The sequence below is a fragment of the Paenibacillus eucommiae genome (assembly GCF_017874215.1).
Taxonomy (GTDB): domain Bacteria; phylum Bacillota; class Bacilli; order Paenibacillales; family NBRC-103111; genus Paenibacillus_AI; species Paenibacillus_AI eucommiae.
This window is the reverse complement of the sequence record NZ_JAGGLB010000041.1, coordinates 1-23,189: the sequence shown is the minus strand read 5'-3', so window position 1 is coordinate 23,189 and position 23,189 is coordinate 1. Positions and strand designations below refer to the sequence as shown.

General features: G+C 47.0%; 21 protein-coding genes and 1 other annotated feature. Of the genes, 19 read left to right on the top strand and 2 right to left on the bottom strand.

Annotation, left to right across the window (positions count from 1 at the left end; translation table 11 throughout):
• Window positions 1-4: 4 nt before the first annotated feature.
• Window positions 5-664, bottom strand: a complete 660-nt coding sequence (locus tag J2Z66_RS36445; RefSeq protein ID WP_209977916.1) for a Crp/Fnr family transcriptional regulator — start codon at window positions 662-664, stop codon at window positions 5-7.
• Between the two features lie 73 nt (window positions 665-737).
• On the opposite strand from J2Z66_RS36445, the gene hemL reads away from it, so the two are divergent.
• From hemL to J2Z66_RS36400, 9 genes are all read left to right on the top strand, one after another.
• Window positions 738-2,036 carry a glutamate-1-semialdehyde 2,1-aminomutase gene (hemL, locus tag J2Z66_RS36440; protein ID WP_209977914.1) on the top strand — a complete coding sequence of 433 codons (1,299 nt, stop codon included), beginning with the start codon at window positions 738-740 and terminating at the stop codon, window positions 2,034-2,036.
• 118 nt (window positions 2,037-2,154) lie between these two features.
• Window positions 2,155-3,042, top strand: coding sequence for an RluA family pseudouridine synthase (locus J2Z66_RS36435; RefSeq protein WP_209977912.1), 888 nt, complete (start codon window positions 2,155-2,157; stop codon window positions 3,040-3,042).
• A gap of 115 nt (window positions 3,043-3,157) precedes the next feature.
• Window positions 3,158-4,147 (top strand): LysM peptidoglycan-binding domain-containing protein, encoded by a 990-nt coding sequence (locus tag J2Z66_RS36430; protein WP_209977910.1) that lies wholly within the window; start codon window positions 3,158-3,160, stop codon window positions 4,145-4,147.
• Between the two features lie 586 nt (window positions 4,148-4,733).
• Window positions 4,734-4,916: a hypothetical protein gene (locus tag J2Z66_RS36425; RefSeq protein ID WP_209977908.1), complete on the top strand. Its 183-nt coding sequence runs from the start codon at window positions 4,734-4,736 to the stop codon at window positions 4,914-4,916.
• 832 nt (window positions 4,917-5,748) lie between these two features.
• Window positions 5,749-6,005, top strand: a binding site (T-box leader).
• Window positions 6,006-6,050: 45 nt separating this feature from the next.
• A complete protein-coding gene (locus J2Z66_RS36420; protein ID WP_209977906.1) occupies window positions 6,051-8,720 on the top strand; it encodes a valine--tRNA ligase in 2,670 nt (889 codons plus the stop codon).
• A 28-nt stretch (window positions 8,721-8,748) separates the two neighbouring features.
• Window positions 8,749-10,119 (top strand): bifunctional folylpolyglutamate synthase/dihydrofolate synthase, encoded by a 1,371-nt coding sequence (locus J2Z66_RS36415; protein WP_209977904.1) that lies wholly within the window; start codon window positions 8,749-8,751, stop codon window positions 10,117-10,119.
• Between the two features lie 7 nt (window positions 10,120-10,126).
• A complete protein-coding gene (gene murC, locus J2Z66_RS36410; protein ID WP_209977903.1) occupies window positions 10,127-11,518 on the top strand; it encodes a UDP-N-acetylmuramate--L-alanine ligase in 1,392 nt (463 codons plus the stop codon).
• Between the two features lie 60 nt (window positions 11,519-11,578).
• Complete coding sequence (locus tag J2Z66_RS36405; RefSeq protein WP_209977901.1) at window positions 11,579-11,722, top strand: hypothetical protein; 144 nt, start codon at window positions 11,579-11,581, stop codon at window positions 11,720-11,722.
• Window positions 11,723-12,271: 549 nt separating this feature from the next.
• On the top strand, window positions 12,272-13,837 hold the full coding sequence (locus tag J2Z66_RS36400; protein ID WP_209977899.1) for an SPOR domain-containing protein: 1,566 nt from the start codon (window positions 12,272-12,274) through the stop codon (window positions 13,835-13,837).
• Window positions 13,838-13,901: 64 nt separating this feature from the next.
• Here J2Z66_RS36400 and J2Z66_RS36395 read toward each other — a convergent pair whose 3' ends face one another.
• Window positions 13,902-15,188 carry an N-acetylmuramoyl-L-alanine amidase gene (locus J2Z66_RS36395; protein WP_209977897.1) on the bottom strand — a complete coding sequence of 429 codons (1,287 nt, stop codon included), beginning with the start codon at window positions 15,186-15,188 and terminating at the stop codon, window positions 13,902-13,904.
• Between the two features lie 147 nt (window positions 15,189-15,335).
• Here J2Z66_RS36395 and J2Z66_RS36390 point away from each other — a divergent pair, with 147 nt between their 5' ends.
• From J2Z66_RS36390 to J2Z66_RS36345, 10 genes are all read left to right on the top strand, one after another.
• The gene (locus J2Z66_RS36390) at window positions 15,336-15,578 is read left to right on the top strand and encodes a DUF4321 domain-containing protein (RefSeq protein WP_209977895.1); all 243 of its coding nucleotides are present in this window, start codon (window positions 15,336-15,338) and stop codon (window positions 15,576-15,578) included.
• 19 nt (window positions 15,579-15,597) lie between these two features.
• Window positions 15,598-16,200 carry a Maf family protein gene (locus J2Z66_RS36385; protein ID WP_209977891.1) on the top strand — a complete coding sequence of 201 codons (603 nt, stop codon included), beginning with the start codon at window positions 15,598-15,600 and terminating at the stop codon, window positions 16,198-16,200.
• A 122-nt stretch (window positions 16,201-16,322) separates the two neighbouring features.
• Window positions 16,323-16,808: an RrF2 family transcriptional regulator gene (locus J2Z66_RS36380; protein WP_209977889.1), complete on the top strand. Its 486-nt coding sequence runs from the start codon at window positions 16,323-16,325 to the stop codon at window positions 16,806-16,808.
• A gap of 116 nt (window positions 16,809-16,924) precedes the next feature.
• Window positions 16,925-17,614, top strand: a complete 690-nt coding sequence (gene radC, locus J2Z66_RS36375; protein WP_209977887.1) for a RadC family protein — start codon at window positions 16,925-16,927, stop codon at window positions 17,612-17,614.
• A 73-nt stretch (window positions 17,615-17,687) separates the two neighbouring features.
• The gene (locus tag J2Z66_RS36370) at window positions 17,688-18,722 is read left to right on the top strand and encodes a rod shape-determining protein (protein WP_209977886.1); all 1,035 of its coding nucleotides are present in this window, start codon (window positions 17,688-17,690) and stop codon (window positions 18,720-18,722) included.
• Window positions 18,723-18,745: 23 nt separating this feature from the next.
• Entirely contained in the window at window positions 18,746-19,609 is an 864-nt protein-coding gene (gene mreC, locus J2Z66_RS36365; protein ID WP_312894956.1) for a rod shape-determining protein MreC, read from the top strand.
• 5 nt (window positions 19,610-19,614) lie between these two features.
• On the top strand, window positions 19,615-20,145 hold the full coding sequence (gene mreD, locus J2Z66_RS36360) for a rod shape-determining protein MreD (protein ID WP_209977883.1): 531 nt from the start codon (window positions 19,615-19,617) through the stop codon (window positions 20,143-20,145).
• Window positions 20,146-20,217: 72 nt separating this feature from the next.
• Window positions 20,218-20,877 carry a septum site-determining protein MinC gene (minC, locus tag J2Z66_RS36355; protein WP_209977989.1) on the top strand — a complete coding sequence of 220 codons (660 nt, stop codon included), beginning with the start codon at window positions 20,218-20,220 and terminating at the stop codon, window positions 20,875-20,877.
• Window positions 20,878-20,928: 51 nt separating this feature from the next.
• Window positions 20,929-21,723 carry a septum site-determining protein MinD gene (gene minD / locus J2Z66_RS36350; protein ID WP_209977881.1) on the top strand — a complete coding sequence of 265 codons (795 nt, stop codon included), beginning with the start codon at window positions 20,929-20,931 and terminating at the stop codon, window positions 21,721-21,723.
• 6 nt (window positions 21,724-21,729) lie between these two features.
• Window positions 21,730-22,881 carry an FtsW/RodA/SpoVE family cell cycle protein gene (locus tag J2Z66_RS36345; RefSeq protein ID WP_209977879.1) on the top strand — a complete coding sequence of 384 codons (1,152 nt, stop codon included), beginning with the start codon at window positions 21,730-21,732 and terminating at the stop codon, window positions 22,879-22,881.
• Window positions 22,882-23,189: the final 308 nt, after the last annotated feature.

Here is a 23,189-nt window from a genome sequence, read left to right as displayed (position 1 = left end):
TAATCTAACGGAGCTTAGCTAAATCGAGCTTGAATTCGGAAGGCGAAATGGCCAAAATCTGTTTCTCCTCCAAATCGCGGATCACCTGCATCAAGGTTGCTTTCTGCACGCCGGCCATTTGTGAAATTTCATCAAAATTGAGCATCAGCTTGATGGTTATCGTATTTCCGTTTCTTACGCCTTGCTTATTAGCTAGCTTAATCAGGCTTTTGATGACACGGGTCCGGGCATCGAGAAAGGTCAAATCATGCACATGCTGATTCGTATCACGCAGACGATGGCTCAGCTCCTGCATAATGCCAAGTGTAATGTCAAAGTGATTGCGCAGCAGCTCGAGAAATGCTGTTCCTGAAATCATGACGAGCGTGCTGTCCTCCAAGGTTTTGGCGGATGCGGAGCGGGGCTTGCCGTCTATCAGCGACAATTCACCGAAGCTTTCGCCCGGCTTGAAAATAGAAAGTATTTTCTCCTCGCCATTTCCGCTTGTTGTATAGATTTTCACAGAGCCGCTTGAAACCATATAAAAATCAGAGCCGAGCTCTTTTTCCGAGAACAGCAATGTGCTGCTTTTAAATGGCTTTCTGGAGCAAATTTGCGCTATAGCCTGAAGCTGCAATTCGCTTAATTGGGCGAACAAGGGTACCTTTTTGATGAACTCTATCATAACATCCCTCTTTGTTCAGGTTGGATTTCCCACTTATTTTAACATATCTTTGATGAGGCAGGTGTACTTTTTCATGAAAAATCCGATAAGAATCGACACAAAGTCGGCTTCAGCCTTCGGCGAAGCGAAAGTGTATATCCCTGGTGGAGTTAACAGCCCGGTAAGAGCATTTAAATCTGTAGGCATTACTCCTTTATTTATGGAGCGGGGCAGTGGTTCCCGTGTCTGGGATATTGACGGGAATTCCTTCATCGATTACGTAGGCTCATGGGGACCGTTAATCTTGGGGCATACACATCCTGAAGTGCTGCAAGCGATCATGGACACGGCTGTTAAAGGAACCAGTTTTGGTGCACCTACCGAAGTGGAGACTGAGATGGCCAAATTAGTTGTAGAGAGAGTTCCTTCTCTGGAGATGGTCCGTATGGTCAATTCAGGAACAGAGGCTACGATGAGTGCGCTTCGTCTGGCACGTGGATTTACCAAACGCAACAAAATCCTCAAGTTTGAGGGCAGCTATCACGGACATGCCGATGCGCTGCTCATTAAAGCAGGCTCTGGTGTAGCTACACTAGGCTTACCGGATAGTCCGGGAGTCCCTGAAGGAGTAGCGGCTAATACAATTACGGTGCCTTACAATGATTTAGAAGCAGTCCAGCTTGTATTCGAAAAATTTGGTGAGGATATTGCAGCGATTATTGTCGAACCGGTCTGCGGTAATATGGGCGTTGTTCCGCCTTTGCCAGGATTTCTCCAAGGGCTTCGTGATGTGACTGCGCAATATGGAAGCCTGCTGATTTTTGACGAAGTTATGACCGGATTCCGTGTTCACAAGCATTGCGCTCAAGGACTTTATGGAATCACACCCGATCTGACCTGTTTAGGTAAGGTTATTGGCGGAGGTTTGCCTGTTGGGGCTTACGGCGGCCGCAGAGAGATTATGCTGCAAATGGCTCCAGCGGGACCGATTTATCAAGCGGGTACGTTGTCAGGCAATCCTTTGGCTATGGCAGCAGGGCTTACAACGCTCAAGCTTCTGGGCAAACCAGGTGTATATGAAGAGCTGGAGCGTAAAGCTGCAAAGCTGGAACAGGGTCTGAAGCAAAATGCCGCTGAAGCTGGAATCGCAAGCACCATCAATCGAGTTGGCTCCATGCTGTGCCCATTTTTTACAGACCAGCAGGTTATCAACTATGAAACTGCCAAAACAGCGGACATGGCTAAATTCAACCACTACTTTGGACGTATGCTCGATCTTGGTGTCTCCGTTGCTCCTTCCCAATTTGAGGGCATGTTTATTTCCACAGCCCACTCTGATGAAGATATAGCTGCAACCGTTGAGGCTCACCGCGAAGCTTTGAAATCGTTATGATAGCTAAGCTGCAGTCCTATTATTTGTTCGGCTTTCCTTTGGATTTGCTTGCCGTTATATTTGGCTTTCTTGTTGTGCTTGCTGTATTACTGATCCTTTTTCGAAAGAGTGAAGCAAGATGATCAGCTGGAAGCGAAAGGGCGAGTGGATGGAGCTGAGTAGTCCTATTCCAGGCTGGAGTCCTGCGGATGCAGATAGCTGCGAGAAGCTTGCACTGCATGTGCCAGTCCCGCAGAAGCTTTATCATAAATTGGCTAGAGGCGGAGGCGTGAAGCTGCAGGGAGGCAGGCCGATGCTTCGCCTCTTTCAAAGCGAAAAGAGTCCTTATGTACCTGAGTATGCTGAGCTGGATGTGCTTTTTGAGGATGATTTTTGCTTGGTCATCAACAAGCCTGCCGGTATGTCTGTTCATCCATCTGAGGCTGGTCAGCAGGGAACTCTTGCAGCAGCGGTTGCCTTTTACTACGAATCTACGGGGCAGGCATGCTCTGTAAGGCATATCCACAGGCTTGACCGGGACACAACGGGTGCGGTACTCTATGCCAAAAATGAATGGGCACATCTGCTGCTCGATGAAGCTATGCGTGAAAAAAGAATTGAACGCATATACACAGGGGTCGCAGAGGGGATGCTTGCATCGGCAGCCGGGGTCATTCGAGAGCCAATCGGACGGGATCGTCACCATTCAGGCAAACGGCGGGTAACTCCCGGAGGAGATGCCGCTGTGACTCACTATACGGTTCTGGATAAAAGCAGGGAAGCTTCTTTGTTGGAGCTGCGGCTGGAAACAGGGCGGACTCATCAGATACGTGTTCACCTGAGTCATTTAGGGCATCCATTGTGGGGAGATTCCCTTTATGGTGCTGCGAATACATGGACAGGGCGCCAAGCGCTGCATGGAAAAACTCTGCTTTTTCATCATCCTGTTTCACAAGAATCTATTTCCGTAAGCGCTCCCTTACCGGAGGATTTTGTTTTGCTTTTATCCAAGCTGCGGATTTACTGAAAATCTAGTCATGCCAGGCCCTCTTCACCCATATACTTTAGAGACAAACAAGTAAATGGGAGATTTCAGGCGTCCAATCATACGCCAGGAACTTACTGAAGGGAGGACTTCATCAGTGGCCGATCAGCAATCCGGTTTAAGATTCGATATTTATGAACGTGTACATGTGCAAGAAGAGGTTTCCGCAATACAAGAGCTTAATGAGGTAGAGCTGATTCCTCACATTCAAGTGCTGACAGAAAATGAACAAGCTATTCTCAAAGGAAATTTGCTCCTGACCGGCAGTTATACGACAGATTCGGGTGAGGATATTCGCACCTTGGAGCATTTGATCCCTGTAGAGATTACACTTCCTCTAAATCGCATTGGGAGGTTGGAGGAGGTGGCAGTGGAGATTGAGAATTTCGATATCGACCTGCTCACACCAAGGAGTCTCAATGTCACAGGCGTGCTATCTTTGCAAGGTGTCGAAATGATTTCTTCGGACAATGATGATTGGAACGAAGAAGAGATGCTTTTCGTGCATGAAGCGGAAAACACGCGGGCGGAGCCTTCAGCAGAAATTCCCGCTGCCGCGGAGAATGAAAAGCTGGTGGAGGTAGTTGAGCTTCCGACGGTGCTGCTGACCAAGGCGGTGAATGATCCTGGCACTGAACCTTCTTCTGAGTTCTCTGAGAATCAAGCCCTGGCAGTCTTTGCTGACGAAGAAGCAGCCCCGTTGGTGCAAGATGAAAAGAAGGAAATGAAGCTGGCTTTTGGCAAAAAAGCGGATGAAGCTGTAGAAATGAAAAGCTATGGCCTTAAAACGCTGCTATCCAAAGCAAATTCAGTCCTGCATGCCGACAAGCGCAAGGATGAAGCGGCATCTGCGGCTTCTGCCGCCGAAGAGTCCAAGTCCGACGCTGTGGAGTGGAAGAAGTTGTTTCTCCAATCAGAAGGGGAAACCCAGGAATTCCGTAAGGTCCGGATGTGCATTGTACAAAAGGAAGAGACGCTGGAGACTATCGCCAAACGCTATCAAGTCAATACGCGGGAGCTGCAGCTTATTAACCGGCTCAGTGATCAAGAGATTACCGCTGGACAAATTATTTATCTTTCCAAGTAATTTGGATGCAAGCTGCAGGGGTTGGGGCTCAGGGCTGATTAACTATCGGCCCTGGGCTTTTATTGACTGACAAGAAAGTTTAAGTGCTTACAGCACTGAAGGATGAAACAGGGGTACCTTTATAAAAGTTTTGGAAGAGCCAGTAGTATGGGTATGGGACAAAGTAGTGGGAAAGTGGGAAGGCTAATCGTTACGGACCTGAGAGACGTTATTTGTGGCAAATCCCCCTATTTAGGGAAGCTTACGGACCTCAGGTATACTATTTGAATCAAAAGGAGCCCAAAAGCGCCCATCTATGTCGAATAAGGGATCTGATGTCCGTAGCGATCCCCAAAGGACATTAATTGTCACAAATAGCGCATCTCATGTCCGTAAGCTGCTTGGATGGCTCCGTCAGGGTCTGAGGAGGAGCGGTAGCAGCAGACAAGTAGCAGCCCGCCTCCCTCGAATTGAGCCGTGTGCAACACTTAACGATGTTTTTCATCGTTAAAGTAAATGTTCCTGGCCAATCCGTCAAGTTAATGATGATTATCATCGTTAAAAGAGGACCGACGCCCTCTCCGGGTGGTGATAAGGGATTTTAACGATGTTTTTCATCGTTAAAGTAAGGTTGAGAGGACTGCCGCGCCCAGGGCTTTTAGCGATGAAAAACATCGTTAAAGTAGAAGTTCTTCATCCCAAGCATGGCTACCTCAAGGAAGTTTTCTCTAGCAAGAGGGGGATCTATGCTGGCAGTTCGTTTGAGCGCAGCCTGTTCGGTACTCTGTAGCTGAGAGAAGAGTGGTATCGGTGGAAGAGCGTAGCGTCTGCATGTAAAGAGTTGTTCCACTCCCTGATCCATTTCATTCAAGGAAACATATCAATTCAAGGAAACAAATCTTTAAGAGCGCTGCAGCCCACACCCATTCCCTCCGTAACGCATACAAGTGTTGAATACGCACCTCAAAGGACGCTGCAAGGCAAAGAAATCAGTCACATGGTGCAGACTTACAGTGATGGAGTATATGTCTGTTCATTCATCTAGGGGATCAGAAAAGGGAGTGCAGGATTCCCTATCGCTACTATCCCCTTTCCTCAGGAAGCAACATCTATTGTAGCAATTCCTACTCGGCAACGCGCGCTCTTCATTTCCAGAGCAGCGACTGCACTTGGGCTGCGCCTGCGCCCGCTAGACAATTTCCTTAATCAAGAGAAAAACTCTTGATGGCTGCCCGTTTGAGCTTCGTGTTCGTTTGTTTCGTTTGATTCATGCGATTATAGCTAAAGATAGGAATGGCTGTGGGAGGAAAAGCGGTAGCATCCGCCTTTAAAGATTTGTTCCTACCACTCATCTATACCATATTCAAGGGAACAAATCTTTAACAGCGGCTGGATCCCACAGCCATTCCCTCATACATGCACCAACGTCACTAACACGCATCTCAAAGGACCCCACAAGTCAGTTTTTCTCATGTTATTGGCCCCATCATTTCTATCTTTTTTATGTATACTTCTCGTGGATTTTGCCCATAATAGTAGAAAGGATTCCTAATTGGCTTCTAAAATATTGACTCTACCTCAAATGTTCGTTATTATATGATGTAAATCCATATGTATCATAATTGGAAACGTTGATAGGGAGTAGTAGACGGTTAGCCCTTCAGAGAGTGGAACTGCTTCGCTGAAAGGTTTCATAGGTAGCAACCGATCCAAGTCGCCCTGGAGTTGTGAACGTGATAGTAAGGCTTGCTTTTATTAGAAGCGTTTCTTTAGCGTTTGCCGGTAGCAGCCGTTATCTGTTTGAGAGTCATGCATATGTCATCTGGCGTGAGCATGAAATGAAGGTGGTACCACGGAAGCCGAGCCTTTCGTCCTTTGCGGGCGATGGGCTTTTTATGTTTTTTTAATCAAGGAGGCAAGCCATATGACCGAAGCTAATGAAACCTCACTACAAAGTCAAATGCCGACAACCTACGATCCAAAGGAAGCGGAACAGAAATGGTATGATTTTTGGATCAAAAATGAATTTTTCAAAGCAGGCTCGCGCCCGGAGGCGGAAACTTATACGATTATGATCCCCCCTCCTAACGTGACAGGACTGCTGCATATTGGCCACGCGCTCGATTGCACCCTGCAGGATATTCTGATCCGTACCAAACGGATGCAGGGCTTTGATACGCTCTGGCTGCCAGGCTCTGACCATGCCGGAATCGCGACACAAACCAAGGTTGAGCAGAAGCTGCGCGAGGATGGAGTCAGCCGCTACGATCTGGGAAGAGAGCTTTTTCTGGAGAAGGTTTGGGAATGGAAGGAGCATTACGCGGATTCGATTCATGCGCAGTGGGCTAAAATGGGCTTTTCACTCGACTATTCGCGCGAACGTTTTACACTGGATGAAGGACTGTCCCAAGCAGTTAGAGAGGTATTCGTCAGTCTGTATGAGAAGGGGCTTATTTACCGCGGCAATTACATTATTAACTGGGATCCTGCGGCCCGTACAGCGCTGTCGGATATCGAAGTTGAGCATAAAGAAGTACAAGGGCATTTATATCATTTGAAATATACAACCAAGGATGGATCAAGCTCCATCGTAGTAGCTACAACGCGCCCTGAGACGATGCTTGGAGATACTGCGGTAGCTGTACATCCAGAGGATGAGCGGTATAAGCATCTTATTGGGCAAATGCTGGTGCTGCCTATTATCGGCCGGGAAATTCCTATTATTGCCGATGAATATGTGGAAAAAGAGTTTGGAAGCGGAGCGGTCAAAATAACGCCGGCGCATGATCCGAATGACTTTGAAGTAGGCAAACGCCATGATCTGCCGCAGGTGCTGGTGATGGACGAATCAGGCACAATGAATGCCAATGCGGGTCCTTATCAGGGCATGGATCGTTTCGCTTGCCGCAAGCAAATTGTAGCTGATCTTAAAGAACAAGGCGTGCTGGAGAAAATTGAGGACCATTTGCATCAGGTCGGTCACAGTGAACGCAGTGGTGCTGTAATTGAACCTTATTTGTCAACACAATGGTTTGTCAGCATGCAGCCTTTGGCCGAGAAAGCAGTAGCCGCCCAGAAGTCGGAAGAAGGGGTCCGTTTTATTCCGGATCGTTTCGAGAAAATTTATTTGCATTGGATGGAAAATATTAGGGATTGGTGTATATCCCGCCAGCTGTGGTGGGGACACCGGATTCCGGCCTGGTATTGCGCAGATTGCGATGGAATAACGGTTGCCCGCGAGGACACGGCTGTCTGCAAGCATTGCGGCAGCGCCGACATTCGTCAGGATGAGGATGTACTCGACACCTGGTTCAGCTCGGCCCTTTGGCCTTTCTCAACACTTGGCTGGCCGGAGCAGACGGAAGATTTGCAGCGTTTTTATCCAACGAATGTGCTGGTCACAGGTTATGATATTATTCCTTTCTGGGTTTCCCGGATGATTTTCAGCGGGCTTGAATTTACGCAGCAGGTTCCTTTTCAGGATGCTCTTATTCATGGGCTGGTACGCGATTCCGAAGGGCGCAAAATGTCTAAATCACTCGGCAATGGCGTAGATCCTTTTGAAGTCATCGAGAAATATGGTGCGGATGCTATGCGTTACATGCTGTCTACTAGCAGTACTCCCGGGCAGGATCTGCGCTTTCGCTGGGAGCGGGTAGAGCAGGCGCGTAATTTTGCCAATAAAATATGGAATGCTTCACGCTTTGCGTTGATGAATTTAGAAGGGGTTACGACTGCTGATATTGATCTGACCGGTGATCTGGGAACGGCAAACCATTGGATTCTGCACCGTCTGAACGAAACAGTACATGAAGTTACCCGCCTGATTGATCAGTATGAGTTTGGTGAAACAGGGCGGCTGCTCTACAATTTCATCTGGGACGATCTTTGCGACTGGTACATCGAGTTCAGTAAGCTGAGTCTTAATGGCACAGATGCCGCGGCCAAAAAGAAAACGCAAGGGGTACTGGCTTATGTCCTGGATCAAACACAGCGTCTGATTCATCCGTTTATGCCGTTTATTAGTGAAGAAATCTGGCAGCATCTGCCTCATGAGGGCGAGACCATCACACTTGCTGCATGGCCGAAGGAGAATGCTTCTTTCGAAGCGCCGCAAGCTGTTCGTGAAATGGAGCTGCTGATGGACATCATCCGTGCTGTCCGTAATATTCGCTCTGAAGTCAATGTACCGATGAGCAAGAAGATTGAGCTTCTGGTAAAACCGTCAAGTGATGATGCGCTGGAGATACTAACCAGGAACCAGGAATATCTCCGCCGCTTCTGCAATGCCTCGCAGCTTGAAATTGACGCAAGCCTGGCTGCGCCTGAGAAGGCGATGACGGCATTAGTTACTGGTGCTGAGCTATTTTTGCCATTGGCTGGTCTTATAGATATTGCACAGGAATTAGGACGTCTGGATAAAGAACTGCTTTCACTGCATGCTGAGGTCGAGCGGATTGAGCGTAAACTCGCTAATGAAGGCTTCGTTGCCAAAGCGCCTGTGAAAGTGATAGAAGAGGAAAAGCTTAAGCTAGCCGACTATATCGATAAGCGGGACAAAGTCAACGCACGGCTGGTGGAATTAAAGGGATAGTATTTATGTGGCAGAAGAGGATGAGACTATGAATGAAGCAACTGCTCAAACATACCCTTTCCAGACGGGAAGGGAAGCGGTCGATTGGATCGTGAAGCTGGTACCCGTTGGCATTAAGCCGGGGCTTAAACGGATGGAGCTATTGATGGAAAAGCTTGAGCATCCGGAACGCAGATTAAAGTTTATTCATGTTGCAGGTACAAATGGCAAGGGTTCTACATGCGCTTATTTAAGCCGTGTTATTCATCAGTGCGGTTATGATGTTGGCACCTTCACATCGCCTTTTCTGGAACGGTACACGAACCGGATTTCTTTGAATGGCGAAGATATTGAAGAGGAAGCATTAGTCAAACTGACGAATCAGCTCAAGCCGATTGTTGATGAGATCGCAGAGTCAGAGCTTGGTTCTCCGACCATGTTTGAGGTGTCCACGGCACTCGCGATCCTTTATTTCGCCAGAGTTGCATTCCCTGATTTTGTTGTGTGGGAAACAGGTCTTGGCGGAAGGCTGGACTCAACCAATATTGTCACGCCGATTATTTCCGTGATTACGAATGTCGGACACGACCATATGGATATTCTGGGAAATACGTTGGAGCAGGTTGCTGCCGAGAAAGCGGGCATTATCAAATCGGGCGTTCCTGTCGTAACGGCAGTTGAACAGCCTGAGTTGCTCGCTGTTCTGGAGCAGGCCGCCCAGGCTAAGAAAGCTACGCTTTATACGCTTGGCAAGCAGTTCCGTCTGGAGACCGTTTCTAGTGAGATGGATCGTCAAACATTTCATTTTGATGGACCGTTCCGCCAGCTCAAGGAGGTCCCTGTTTCTTTGAACGGCCAGCATCAAGTGAAAAATGCTGCTGTAGCTGTCATGACACTGGAAGTACTTCGCCAATATTATGCTTTGATTCTGGATGATGATCATCTCTATAAGGGATTAAGTGAGACCCGCTGGCCCGGAAGGCTGGAGATGGTTTCCCAAAATCCGCGCATTCTGCTCGATGGTGCCCATAATCCGGAAGGGGCTGAGACGCTTGCTGCCGCTTTGACGGATATTTATAGCTATAATAGGCTCCATTTCATGGTAGGAATGCTCTCAACCAAGAATCATACAGGCTATCTCAGGCATATACTACCATTGGTGGATACTCTTATACTTACGGAGCCGGATTTTCATAAAAAAGGGGACGCTTCCCGGTTAGCCGAGCTTGCTCAAGAGCTGATGAGCGAGTTGAACCTGCAAATTGAAATCATCCTCGAGCCAAACTGGAAATTAGCGCTCGAAGCCTTGAAAAGCAGAACCGAGCAGGATGATCTGGCGGTCGTATCCGGCACGCTATATTTAATCTCCGATGTTCGTTCTTGGATTTACTATCAAACCGATTCTGAAAAAGGATGGTGAGAACGGCGTGAATAGAACGCAACATGTGCATTTTATCGGCATTGGCGGATACGGCATGAGTGCCATTGCCAAAGTTATGCTGGAGATGGGATACCGGATCTCTGGTTCCGATTTGGCTCAGCAGGAGCTGACCGAGAAGCTGCAGGCCAAAGGTGCTAAAGTATTTCTTGGCCACCAGGCTGAAAATGTGAGCGGAGCCGATTTAGTCGTTTATTCGACTGCTTTGGCCAAGGACAATGTGGAAATTCAAAGAGCAGAAGAGCTTCAAATCCCGATCATACATCGTTCGCAGATGCTTGCCCGGCTTATGAACGAGCGAAAAGGAATTGCGATTGCCGGAGCGCATGGCAAAACGACTACCTCATCCATGATAGCCACGGTAATGGAGCTAACCGGGCTGGATCCTACCTTTATCATCGGTGGGGAAATTATGAATGTTGGCAGTAATGCCAAAGCGGGCAAAGGGGAGTTTGTTGTTGCCGAGGCGGATGAGAGTGACGGTACGTTCCTTCAATATCACCCGACCTTGGCTCTAGTGACCAATATCGAAGCCGATCATTTGGAAAACTACAACGGTGATTTTGAGAACCTCAAGCTCGCGTATGCACAGTTTCTCAGTCAAGTGAGGGAGGGCGGCAAAGCCATTGTCTGCCTGGATGATGCCGATCTTGGCGTGTTGATCCCGCAAATCAAGAGCGAGGTCATTACGTACGGAATCGAAAACGATGCTGATTATACGGCTTTCAACATTCATTTGGGAGATCGCAAGGCTGCTTTCTCTGTGCGATATCAGGGTGCTGATCTAGGTGTGATTCAATTGTCGGTTCCAGGCAAGCATAATGTATACAATGCTTTGGCTACAGTGATTACTTGCTTGGAAGCGGGTCTCAGCTTTGAGAAGATTGCTGCAGCCATTCAAGAGTTCAGAGGAGCTAAAAGAAGGTTCCAAGTGCTTGGCGAGGTAGACGATATTCTTGTGATTGACGACTATGCCCACCATCCTACTGAAATCAGCGCCACCATCAGCGCGGCCAAAGCAACAGGTAAGCGGATCGTGGCTGTGTTTCAGCCGCAGCGCTATACCCGAACCTACTACTTGTTCGAGCAGTTCAGCCGCTGCTTTGAGGAAGCAGATCAAGTCATCATCACTGACATTTATTCTCCTGCAGGGGAGAAGAAAATCGAAGGCGTTGATTCGGATAAACTCGTGGAGCTGATCAAGAAGAACAGCAATGCGAGCGCTATGCATATTCCGAGCAGAGAAGCGGTGCTCCAATATTTAATCGAGCATGTACAGCGGGGCGATTTGGTTCTAACCATGGGGGCAGGCGATATCTGGAAAGCTGCAGATGGCCTGGCCAAAGCACTGCGGAGCAGAGAGCCAGATGTGAACACATAGAAACAATAACCTTCAGTTTATTCTGAGGGTTATTGTTTTTTTATTTACGGATGTGAAAGTTTGAGTGATTTGAGTGACTTAAGTGATTTAAGTGATTTAAGTGATTTAAGTGATTTAAGTGTTGAAGGACGCAGCCACGTAGCAGTTGCCAACCCGGAAATTGAGCGTGTGCTTGACTTAACGATGTTTTTCATCGTTAAATGAAGGGTTTCCAGGGTCAATCGTCACGTTAATGATGTTTTTCATCGCTAAAATTGGACAGATGGCCTCTCAGGGTGGCAAAAAGGGATTTTAACGATGTTTTTCATTGTTAAAGTAAGATTGTGAGGCAACCTGGTGCTTTTAATGATGAAAAACATCGCTAAAGTAGCAGATACCCAGGCGCTCTGCTTTTCACCCCCCCAGCATCTTTGCCCGCAAGGAAATCTCCTCCACTCACAAGAAAAAACCTTGCTAGCAATCGGTTTGAACTGTGTGTTCGTGGGCGATTGTAGCTGAGAGCAGAGAGTAGGGGAGGAAAAAGTGACAGTGTCCGCATGTGAAGATTTGATCGAACTTCCTCCAGGGACGCTGCAAGTCGTTTTTCTTAATTGGGCTGGTCAGCTGCAGAACGACAGTATACTAGCAGTCATTTTTTTAAAACTCCAATAGAGTCAGGTCTGAAGAGAACTTTCCTTTACGATAAATTTGCTCATACTTTCTGCTGCTGGGTCATAGTCTAGTAATATAAGATTCGGACAAGGAGACTATGATATGAACAAAGCGAGAATCACCTATCGGTTTGACCACAATCGCAATAAAGACGACAGTCGTACGTCAGACGTTCCGATCAAGGACAAGGATAACGATAAGGTTATTTCTTTATTTCAGAGTGAATTTGAAGTTATAGAAGAAACATTGCCGGCGGAGGCTAGTAGGCCCATTCAGGCGACGCAAGCGACACCTAGGATTCATGTGATGACTGGGACAAATGGGACGCATAGAACACCTGGAACTCAAGCAACTCAAGCAACTCAAGCAACTCAGGCGACTGAGGCGACCCAGCAAACCCAGTCGACCCAGGTTAAACCGCCCAATCAGCCGCTGAATGCTTTTTCTACGAATTTCAGCAGCTGGAGCATGCCAACTGAAACCGAAAGCGAACGGGTAGAGCGAATCATCCGGAACTCTGTCATTGAGGGGGAAAGAAGCGCCCCTGTAGGGCCCCAAAAAAGGGAGCTATTCAGAGAAGGGCCAGAGATAGATCCCAGGCTTGATCCCGCTACCACACCCGCACCTGGTCTTGATCACGATCATAGAATTGACCCTAGAGTAGACCCTAGAGTTGATCCCAGGCTTCATCCGCTTGATCACGGACACAACTCAGAGCTTAATCCTGAGCTGTGGTCAGCTTGGACAGGCAATCACCAGGAGACGCAGCCGGGTCCCAAATATGTGAAGACAACCGCTACCCCTTGGATTAAGCTCTCAACCTCCATTGCAGCTGCTGTATTTACAGGACTGGCTTTTGGCTACTTTGTGCTTTCCATGTTTTCAGGAAATGGAGGCAACTTGCCAACGGATCCGATCGTTGCAGTCGTACAGACGGCTGCCCCTGTTCCTTCCACTGCTGTCACGCCTGCGCAAGGAGCTTCAGGCACTGCTGAAACAGACAAACCCCCTGCTGTGCCTGCTGATACAACGCAGTCGACGCCGCTTAGTATACCGGCAAAAAGCTATTTTTTCCTGCAAAATGGCATCTTCAGTACAACGGAAAGTGCACATGCAGCACAGGAAGAGCTGAAGAAAAAGGGATACGCCTCAGCGTCCCAGCAAAACGATAAAATTACTGTTTTTGTAGGGTTTGCGCTGAACAAAGAGGACGCGCTGTCCTTGAGCGTTCCGCTGAAGCAGCAAGTGGAGGTATACGTCAAGAGTGTGGATATCGGAGCTGTCTCGAATGTACGGTGGAATGGCTCCAAGCCTGAGGAGCTGAGCGCTTATTTAGCTCAAGGAGATAAACTGGTTCAAATACTGAGCGGATTGACGGTTGTTCATTTGTCAGAGACGGCGCAAACACCATTAAGCGATTCTTCAATACAAGGTGTAAGGTCCACTCATCAAGCATTGACCACAATGGCTGCAGCTTTGAAAGAAACCGTGGTGGCAGAGGTGAAGCCTTTGATCGAGCAAATGAATACTGCACTTAATAGTGCGGTTCAATCAATGGAGGAGTATAAGAAGAATCCATCAGCGGCAATGCTCTGGCAGGCGCAATCGTCCATGATGCGTTACATTCTTACTCAAAAGGAATTGCTTTCAGAAATTAGTATTACATAAGCGAAGCATCTGAAAAACGAAAGAAACTACCCGCAAAAAGATCGGATAGTTTCTTCGTTATTGTTTAAGGTTTTGATATATACCGGTCCATCATCGCAGCCATTTCCGCTCTTGAGATCGAACGGTGCGGCATGAATTCAGCAGCGGTCATTCCGTTTATAATCCCTTTGCCAGCTAACTCATAAATAGCTTTGGCAGACCATAGATCGGCAGGGACGTCTTTAAAAAAGCTCGGTGAGGCTTGATTTTGCATGCTTGCTTGCGTTTCACCTGCTGGAACATTTACATTTGCAACAGCGCTCTCTGCTTGGAGCAGTCTTTGAAACAATACGGCAACCTCAGCTCGTGTAATGGGGGCATCTGGATGAATGGTGCCATCTTCATAACCTTCGATGAGTGTGAGCTCGAGGGCTTTAGCGAAAGTCGGATATGCCCAATGAGTTGTCGGCAAATCAGTAAAACCTGTATTTAACCCACTTGTAGGGGAAGATTTACAGCCATAAGTATCTTCTGTTACTGTTTTGGATGAGCATGCATGAGATAATGTAGTGAAATTGAACATGCGGTCCATCAGTGTCAGAAATTCTGCCCGGGTTAGTGACCGATCAGGCTCATAACGATTGTTAACGCCTTCTACCAGACCTTTATCCTTTACCTTAAGGATTGAATCCCTTGCCCAGTGACCAACAGTATCTACAAAAACAGGCGGTTGAAATGCTGCGATCCCTTCCGCAATACCGACAGCCATTTTCTTTCTTACAGCATCATCGGCGAGCATGGCAGCGTCCTCTTTATTACTGAGAAAAGCTGTTTCTATCAAGATACTTGGTACACTTCCCATTCTTGTTACGTATACTGCGCTCTTTGTAAGTCCAAGGTCAATTGTACCTACAGTATTCACGAACGAACTTTGTACTTGCTGTGCAAGCTTTTTGCTGTATGCGCTTAGTTCTTTCATCCTATCACTGGCCGGATAATCGGCTTGCGGATAATCGTTATCATAATACAGGACCATAGTACCTCTATTATACGATTTGAATGAGTTAGCATGAACCGAAACGAACAGATCAGCATTGGCGGCATCAGACAGTACGACTCTCTCTGCAAGGGTCAGGTAGCGGTCATTCTCCCTTGTCATAACAACCTCGTAGCCTTTTTGCTGCAGCAATTCACGCAGTTTTAGTGCGATGTCTAGATTGACAACCTTCTCCTGCAAGCCATTCACACCAATGGCTCCAGGGTCTTTACCTCCATGTCCCGGGTCAATAACGATCTTGTAAGCGAAGGCTTGATAAGGAAACAAGAGCAGAAAAGCCAAGACAAGGATAAGGGTTTTGCTGTGCTTTATCATAAGTGTAGTCCCTCCCAATCTTATTCTACAGGGACAGGCTGTGTTTGTAAGTAGGAACAATCACCCAAAAATTATATGTCCTGGATTGAAAAAAAACAGGGTAAGCACGTATAATAGCAGGTAGGACGGAAGGAGAGAAGGGCGAAAATGGGTAAAAACAATCTCACACTTATTGTCTGTTTAGTGATCGGGCTTATTGCGGGGATTATTGTTGGTCAACTGCTGGAGCCGGTGTCGGCCTTATCTTTTTTAACCAAGTCGGCGCAGATCAGCTGGGAGCCCAAGGCCGATTTGGAAGTAGTGAAATATGAGTTTCATTTACTGGTTAAATTAAATTTATGCAGCATTTTAGGCCTGGTAGGTGCTTTTCTCATTTACCGCAGGCTGTAAAACTAAGGAGCAGATACATATGGCACAAGCAAGTCACAAATTATTGATTCTGGCGTCTTCTTCGCCGCGCAGACAGGAGCTGATCCGCTCGCTTGGCTGGCCATTCGAAATTAGAGTAAGCGAAGCGGATGAAACCGTTGAAGATCTATTGTCACCTGCACAAATTGTGGAGATGCTTTCTCTGCGTAAAGCAAACGCTGTGTATGCCCAAAGAAGTCATTCGGAACCGTCTGCTGTAGTGATTGGCTCGGATACGATTGTTGTTTTCGATGGACAAGTGCTAGGCAAGCCAGTGGATGAAGAGGATTCCTTCCGCATGCTGTCAGCACTCCAGGGAAATACCCATGAAGTGTTTAGCGGAGTTGCTTGTGTGGATTCGGCAACGGGGGAGCACATAGTATCACATCGGGTTACCCGGGTTAAAATGAAGCCATTGTCAAGCGAGCAAATCGCCAGGTACATAGCTACGGGTGAGCCCAGTGACAAAGCTGGCTCCTATGCTATTCAGGGACTAGGCGCGACGATTGTAGAGGGCATCGAAGGGGACTATTTTAATGTGGTAGGACTGCCGCTTTCACTGCTTAGTGATCAGCTTAAATCCTTTAACATTCATGTTCTCTGAGCATGCTTTTTGCAGCTGAGTACAGGATTCTGCTTGTTTGACGTACTTGCATGGAACGGTTACAATTAACTATAATAGAGAGTCGTTAAAGCTCATCACAATTTAAGCCGGGAGGCGAAGCCATGAACAGTGAATTTACCATAGCCGTCCACAGCTTGGTGCTGCTGGCTCATCTATCCGATCATATGGCAACCAGCGAGCAAATTGCTTGCAACGTATCCACTCACTCTGCACGAATTCGCAAAGTGATGGGTTTTTTACGTAAAGGAGGATATGTTCGAACGAAGGAAGGTATTGGAGGCGGCTTTATTCTGGATTGTGATCCGGATAAGGTGACATTAGCCGAAATTTATCGTCTTACCTCGCAGGGATCATTAAAGCCTAACTGGTGTTCGGGAGATATCTCCAAACCGTGCGTGGTTGCTTCGAACATGGAGAAAGTAATGGATAGTTTTTTCGGTGATGCTGAGCGGCAGATGGAAGCTTATTTTGAACAGCATACGATTAGCAGTGTGCTAAGAAGGATTTCAGAACTGGGAGAATCTTTTGATCATATAAGGGTGGATCAATGGATTATGAACACGCCAGCGATTCCCGCAAAAGAATAGGGCACCAAGCAGGGGACTATTGAGTAATCTCAATAGTCTCCTTTTGTCCAAATAAATGTTATAATAAACCTCGGAAGAAAAAGGATCAAAATCTACTAATTGGAAGAGGGGAATTCATGGATTCAACCGGTTTAACCTTGCGCGAGATTCCGAATGAGGACAAGCCTAGAGAAAGAATGATGGAGCACGGTGCACAAGCATTGAACAATGCAGAGCTGCTGGCTATTCTGTTAAGAACAGGAACTTATTCGGAATCTGCTGTGCGATTGGCGCAAAGAATGCTTAGCGAGTGTGGAGGCTTACGGAGTCTGGTTGATATGAGCAAGGATCAACTGACCCAGATTAAGGGAATTGGGAATGCTAAAGCTTTGCAAATTCAAGCGGGCATTGAGCTGGGCAGAAGGCTTTCCCGTACCAAGCTTGAAGAGACCGTCACGATTCGTTCTCCTGAGAACGTTGCGGATTTGATGCGTGAGGAGCTTCGCTATTTGCAGAAGGAGCACTTCGTCTGTTTGTTCTTGAATACGAAAAATCATGTGGTAGGACAGGAGACACTGTCCATGGGCAGTCTGAACGCATCGATCGTGCATCCGAGGGAAGTTTTCCGGGCGGCAATTAAACGAAGCAGCGCCTCCATTGTGTGCGTACACAATCACCCAAGCGGAGATCCCACTCCGAGTCCGGAGGATATCCAACTGACCCAAAGGCTTGTTGAAGCTGGTTCTATCATCGGAATTGAGGTGCTTGATCACATCATTATTGGTGACCAGTTATTCGTTAGTTTGAAGGAACAAGGCTATATGTAATATAATAAGCAGATGTACATCTGTGCGTACACAATAATGAGACTAGAAACAGCGGGAAAGGAGTAACACAGCTATGTTCGGAGGCTTTACAAAAGATTTGGGAATTGATTTGGGTACAGCGAATACGCTTGTTTATTTAAAGGGCAGAGGAATTATCGTCAGGGAGCCTTCCGTGGTAGCCTTGCGTACCGATACAAAAACGATAGAAGCCGTGGGCGAAGCAGCCAAAAGAATGATCGGCCGGACCCCGGGGAACATTCGGGCTATCCGTCCGATGAAGGATGGTGTTATTGCCGACTTTGAGACAACCTCTATTATGATTCGATACTTTCTGAAACAAGCGCAAAAGGACCGCTGGATGCTTCCACGTCATCCCAATGTGATGGTATGCGTTCCTTCCGGTATTACTGCTGTTGAGAAGCGTGCTGTCGAGGATGCCACCAAACAAGCTGGCGCAAGAGAGGCTTACACGATTGAGGAGCCCTTTGCGGCGGCAATCGGCGCGGATCTTCCTGTATGGGAGCCAACAGGCAGTATGGTAGTTGATATTGGGGGAGGTACAACCGAGGTAGCCGTTATTTCACTCGGAGGCATCGTGACCAGCCGTTCTATCCGGATTGCCGGAGACGAAATGGACGAGGCCATTATGCAGTATATCAAACGAACCTATAATTTGATGATCGGTGAACGGACTTCCGAGGCACTGAAGATGGAAATTGGCTCGGCTCTTTCTTTAGAACAACCTGAGAAGCTTGAAATCCGCGGGAGGGATCTTGTGACCGGCCTACCCAAAACGTTAAGCGTCAGCTCGGACGAAATTACCGACGCCTTGACGGATACGGTAAATGCTATTGTGGATGCAGTGAAGGTAACGTTGGAGAAATGCCCTCCAGAGCTTGCGGCGGACATTATGGATCGTGGTATCGTATTGACAGGCGGAGGCGGCTTACTGCGTAATCTGGACCGTCTGCTGATGAGTGAGACGGGCATGCCGGTTATGGTGGCAGAGAATCCGCTAGACTGCGTAGCGATTGGAACTGGACGGGCCCTCGAGAATATTCATTTATTTAAGACCAGATCTGGACCAACCTCGAAATATAAGCGATAAGTGAAAAGTAGAAGGTGTTCAATGTGTTCAAATTCATGGGAAATAAAAGGCTGATTATTTTACTGTCAGGGCTAGTTTGCTTTTTTATTCTGATGGGACTAACGTTAGGCAATAGAGGTCAAATGACCTTGCCCGAAAAGTTCGTCAAAGACACTGTTTCCTGGGTGCAAGGACTGTTTTACAAGCCCGCCGCTTCAATAGCGGGTTTCTTTGACGACATTCGCCAGCTTAGTGTCATTTATGAGGAGAATAAGACGCTTAAGCTGACGGTATCTTTATATGCGCGTGATACCCAGATGCTTAATAAGCTGGAGGCACAAAATAAATACCTCAAAGATGCGCTGAATTTCACGGAGCGGCAGAAGCAGGCTAACAAATATACGTATCATATAGCTGAAGTTGTAACGGTAAGTCCCGATCCGTATAATAATACACTCTCGATCAATTTGGGAGCGCGGGATGGAATCAAACAGGATATGGCAGTCATGACGATCGACGGTCTTGTAGGCAGAGTGAATGCGGTATACGAGTTTTATTCCAATGTACAACTGCTCAACAATATTAATGACACAGACAGTAATTCCAAGGCTATCGCCGTCACCGTTAAAGGGAGAGAAAGCCAGTCCTTTGGCATGATCGAAAGCTTTGACACGAATACCGGTTATTTGGTAATGAATAGAGTGGATCAAGCTGACCCTATGCAGGTTGGAGATATGGTGATTACCTCGGGGCTTGGGCTCGTTTTTCCTGATGGTATCGAAGTTGGAAAAATCGTTTCTATAGGCCCGGGTGAGTTTGGTATCACGCATAAGGTTCTGGTAGAGCCGCGTGCTTCGTTTCGCCATATTCGTGAAGTGTTTGTTGTTGAAGTTCCAGAGGTGGGGTGATCCACTTGATAAGACACTTGCTATGGGTGATGTTGTTTTTCGTCTTCATATTGGAAGGAACGATTATTAGCTGGATTTTGCCTGCAAGCTGGCAAACCACACATCTATTTATTGCTCCTCATTTTACACTGGTATTAATTATATTTATCGGACTTTTTGTTCATCGTCATACGGCTTTAATATACGGTCTTATATTCGGTCTTCTTCACGATTTCATCTATTACGGAAACATGCTCGGTATTTACTCATTTGCAATGGGGCTTGTCGGTTACTTGGCGGGCCTTGTCCAGCGCAGACAGCCGAATCTTGTTTTTTATAATTTGTTGATTATCGGTTTGGGGCAGTTGCTCTTCGAATTCATTAATTATGGGCTGAACCGGCTATTCAGCATTATGGAGACCGACCTGCAATTCGCTTTCTTTTATTACATGCTGCCCAGCGTCTTGCTTAATCTGCTCTTTGCTCTTCTGGTCTACGTTCCTCTGCGTAAGCTTCTGGAAAGAATAGACCCTATGCAGGCCGGTTCGGAGGATTAATATTCGCGAATGCAAGCAGGAAAAGGCGCGATACGGACCGAAATGTATAGGTTGGGAGGTCGAAAAGTGAATATGTCGGCTACTACGAAGCATCATGTGACAATAAAAGGTGTCAAGGACGGTCTCGTCTTCCTCCTTGATGATGTGTGCGAATGGAACGCATTGCTTCAGGAACTGCAGCACAAGCTGGAAAAGACGCACGAGCAAATTTTGACCGGACCGATCATTCATGTATACGTTAAGCTGGGGAAGCGTGAGGTTACGGAGGAGCAAAAAGAAGAAGTCCGCTCCATAATTCGCCATAAGGGAAATTTATTGATTCAATCCATTGAATGCGATCCGATTGAAAAACCGTCTGCACAGGCAGACCGGGCTATTAAGCTAGTAAAAGGGATGGTACGTTCCGGACAGACGCTTCACCATGACGGTAACCTGCTATTTATCGGAGATGTCAATCCGGGAGGCACGATTACTTGTACAGGGAATGTCTACATAATGGGATCTCTGCGCGGAATGGCTCATGCTGGAATGGACGGAGATGAATCCGCTGTTATCGCAGCCTCTCATATGCGCCCTACACAGCTGCGGATAGCAAGCTTAATCAGCCGTTCGCCTGACGAATGGGGCATTGAAGAGGCATTCATGGAGTATGCTTACGTAAAAGATGGCAAGATGGAGATTGATAAGCTGAATCAATTGCATCGACTATGGCCGGACCCGCCTCAAGCTTGACACGGGCTCGATTTGAATATAGCTAAAATAGATTGTGGGAGTTGAAGGGCAATGGGTGAGGCAATCGTAGTTACTTCGGGCAAAGGCGGAGTCGGTAAGACAACAACCTCGGCCAATTTGGGCACGGCTCTGGCACTGCAGGGCAAGAAGGTCTGTATGGTAGATACAGATATCGGGCTTCGCAACCTTGATGTTGTTATGGGGCTGGAGAATCGGATCATCTATGATCTCGTCGACGTAGTTGAGGGCCGCTGCCGATTGGCACAAGCACTTATTAAAGACAAGCGCTTTGAAGAGCTTTATTTACTGCCGGCCGCCCAGACTAAGGACAAGCATGCAGTTTCCCCGGAGAGCGTCAGGACGATTATTCTGGAGCTAAAAAAAGAATTCGAGTTTGTCATTATTGATTGTCCGGCGGGTATCGAGCAAGGCTTCAAAAATGCAGTAGCGGGGGCGGATAAAGCAATTGTCGTGACCACACCTGAGAATGCAGCAGTTCGTGATGCTGACCGGATTATCGGACTATTGGAGAATGAAAAGATTTCTTCGCCCAAGCTGATCATTAACCGGATCCGTGCCAACATGATGAAGAAGGGCGAGATGCTCGATATCGATGAAATCTGCTCTGTTCTGGCTATCGATCTGCTGGGTATAGTGCCTGATGACGAGTATGTAATCAAGGCGGCTAACTCGGGAGAACCAACGGTTATGAACCCAACCTCACGGGCAGCCATAGCGTACCGGAACATTGCTAGACGTGTTTTGGGGGAGACGGTACCGCTGATGCCGCTGGAGAGCAAGCCTGGATTTCTGAAAAAGATTAAAAAGTTTATCGGAATAGGATGATAGGCCTTGTTTACTAAACTGAAAAAGATTGACATCCCCATTGTTGTCATTTTGGTTTTGTTTATGGGCATGAGTACTATGCTGGTGCATAGTGCTTCCATCGATCACCCGAAAATCTCGATAAGTATCTCCAAAAACTTACTCACCTACTTAGTAGGGTTTGTGGCTTTTATTGTAATTAGTATGATTGACTTCCGGGTCTGGATCAAGATAGCTATTTATTTGTATGGACTGGGAATTGTGTTATTAGTGGCTGTCTATTTGTTCGCAGAAGCTACAAATGGTGCCAAAGGCTGGTTTCCGCTGCCAGCAGGGTTCAGCTTCCAACCGGCCGAATTGGTTAAATATATTCTTATTATTGCCTTGACGGCATGGTTCATCAGACGAAGGGGAGATACCCTGCAGCTCGGTACAGATTTAATTCCGGCTGTTTTCATCGTACTCATTCCTTTTGTTCTAGTGGTCATCCAACCCGATTTGGGGAATGCCGTTATCTTCTTGGGTATTCTTGTGGGTATGATCTGGATCGGCAACATCAAGTACAGTCATTTCCTATTAGGTCTTGTGCTTGTTGTAGGCGGAGGATATTTGCTTCTACAGCTTTATCTGCACAACCATGAACCTATTTATGCTTTTCTCAAGGACCTTGGCGTAGGTCACTGGGCAAATAGGCTGGATACTTTTTTATTTCCTGATGAAGCCTCCAAGGATCATAAGTTTCAGGTGGAAAATTCCATGCGGGCTATCGGTTCCGGAGGTCTAGCCGGGGAGGGCTTTTTAAAAGGGAGCCTTGTTCACAGAAACTTTATTCCTTTTGCTTACTCAGACTCGATATTCGTTGTTGTTGGTGAAGAGTTTGGATTCCGCGGCGCAGCAGTGCTGCTGCTGATTTATTTTATTCTGATCTACCGCATGATTCAGATTTCGATTCAAAGTGTTCATATCAGTGGATCCTACATTGTGGTCGGAGTCGTTTCTATGTTCGTATTTCAGGTTTTTGAAAATGTCGGGATGCTTATCGGTCTCATGCCGCTTACGGGCATTACACTGCCTTTCATAAGCTATGGAGGAACTTCACTGTTAATCAACATGATATCTTTGGGTACAGTAATGAGCGTGAAGCTGCACCAGGATGCCGATCCTTTTGAAATCAAATAGTCATTTATCTGAAAAAGCTGTTGCAGGAGTTTGTTCCCTGTGCAGCTTTTTTTGCATATTAGCCAGAAAATTAATCCTATTTTCGTGTAAACATCGGTAAAGTATAACTGCTCTTCATCCATAGCGCTTTTGCCCGCTAGATAATCTCCTCCAATCATGAGAAAACCCTTGTTGATTGTCCGTTTGAGCTTGATGTTCGTGCGATTGAAGCTGAGAGAGTTATGATGAACGTAAGACAGCTCCAATTTGTTCACACATAGGTTACAATGTTGTTAGGACTAACACATTGCAGAGCTATAAACAAAGGA

Bases quoted from the DNA above. Each gene is read 5' to 3' on its own strand.
- J2Z66_RS36395 (WP_209977897.1), bottom strand. From the start codon at position 15,188: ATGATAAAGCACAGCAAAACCCTTATCCTTGTCTTGGCTTTTCTGCTC.
- radC (WP_209977887.1), top strand. From the start codon at position 16,925: ATGGATTCAACCGGTTTAACCTTGCGCGAGATTCCGAATGAGGACAAG.
- J2Z66_RS36390 (WP_209977895.1), top strand. From the start codon at position 15,336: ATGGGTAAAAACAATCTCACACTTATTGTCTGTTTAGTGATCGGGCTT.
- J2Z66_RS36445 (WP_209977916.1), bottom strand. From the start codon at position 664: ATGATAGAGTTCATCAAAAAGGTACCCTTGTTCGCCCAATTAAGCGAA.
- J2Z66_RS36435 (WP_209977912.1), top strand. From the start codon at position 2,155: ATGATCAGCTGGAAGCGAAAGGGCGAGTGGATGGAGCTGAGTAGTCCT.
- J2Z66_RS36400 (WP_209977899.1), top strand. From the start codon at position 12,272: ATGAACAAAGCGAGAATCACCTATCGGTTTGACCACAATCGCAATAAA.
- minD (WP_209977881.1), top strand. From the start codon at position 20,929: ATGGGTGAGGCAATCGTAGTTACTTCGGGCAAAGGCGGAGTCGGTAAG.
- hemL (WP_209977914.1), top strand. From the start codon at position 738: ATGAAAAATCCGATAAGAATCGACACAAAGTCGGCTTCAGCCTTCGGC.
- minC (WP_209977989.1), top strand. From the start codon at position 20,218: ATGTCGGCTACTACGAAGCATCATGTGACAATAAAAGGTGTCAAGGAC.
- J2Z66_RS36385 (WP_209977891.1), top strand. From the start codon at position 15,598: ATGGCACAAGCAAGTCACAAATTATTGATTCTGGCGTCTTCTTCGCCG.
- J2Z66_RS36415 (WP_209977904.1), top strand. From the start codon at position 8,749: ATGAATGAAGCAACTGCTCAAACATACCCTTTCCAGACGGGAAGGGAA.
- J2Z66_RS36370 (WP_209977886.1), top strand. From the start codon at position 17,688: ATGTTCGGAGGCTTTACAAAAGATTTGGGAATTGATTTGGGTACAGCG.
- J2Z66_RS36380 (WP_209977889.1), top strand. From the start codon at position 16,323: ATGAACAGTGAATTTACCATAGCCGTCCACAGCTTGGTGCTGCTGGCT.
- J2Z66_RS36420 (WP_209977906.1), top strand. From the start codon at position 6,051: ATGACCGAAGCTAATGAAACCTCACTACAAAGTCAAATGCCGACAACC.
- J2Z66_RS36425 (WP_209977908.1), top strand. From the start codon at position 4,734: ATGTTTTTCATCGTTAAAGTAAGGTTGAGAGGACTGCCGCGCCCAGGG.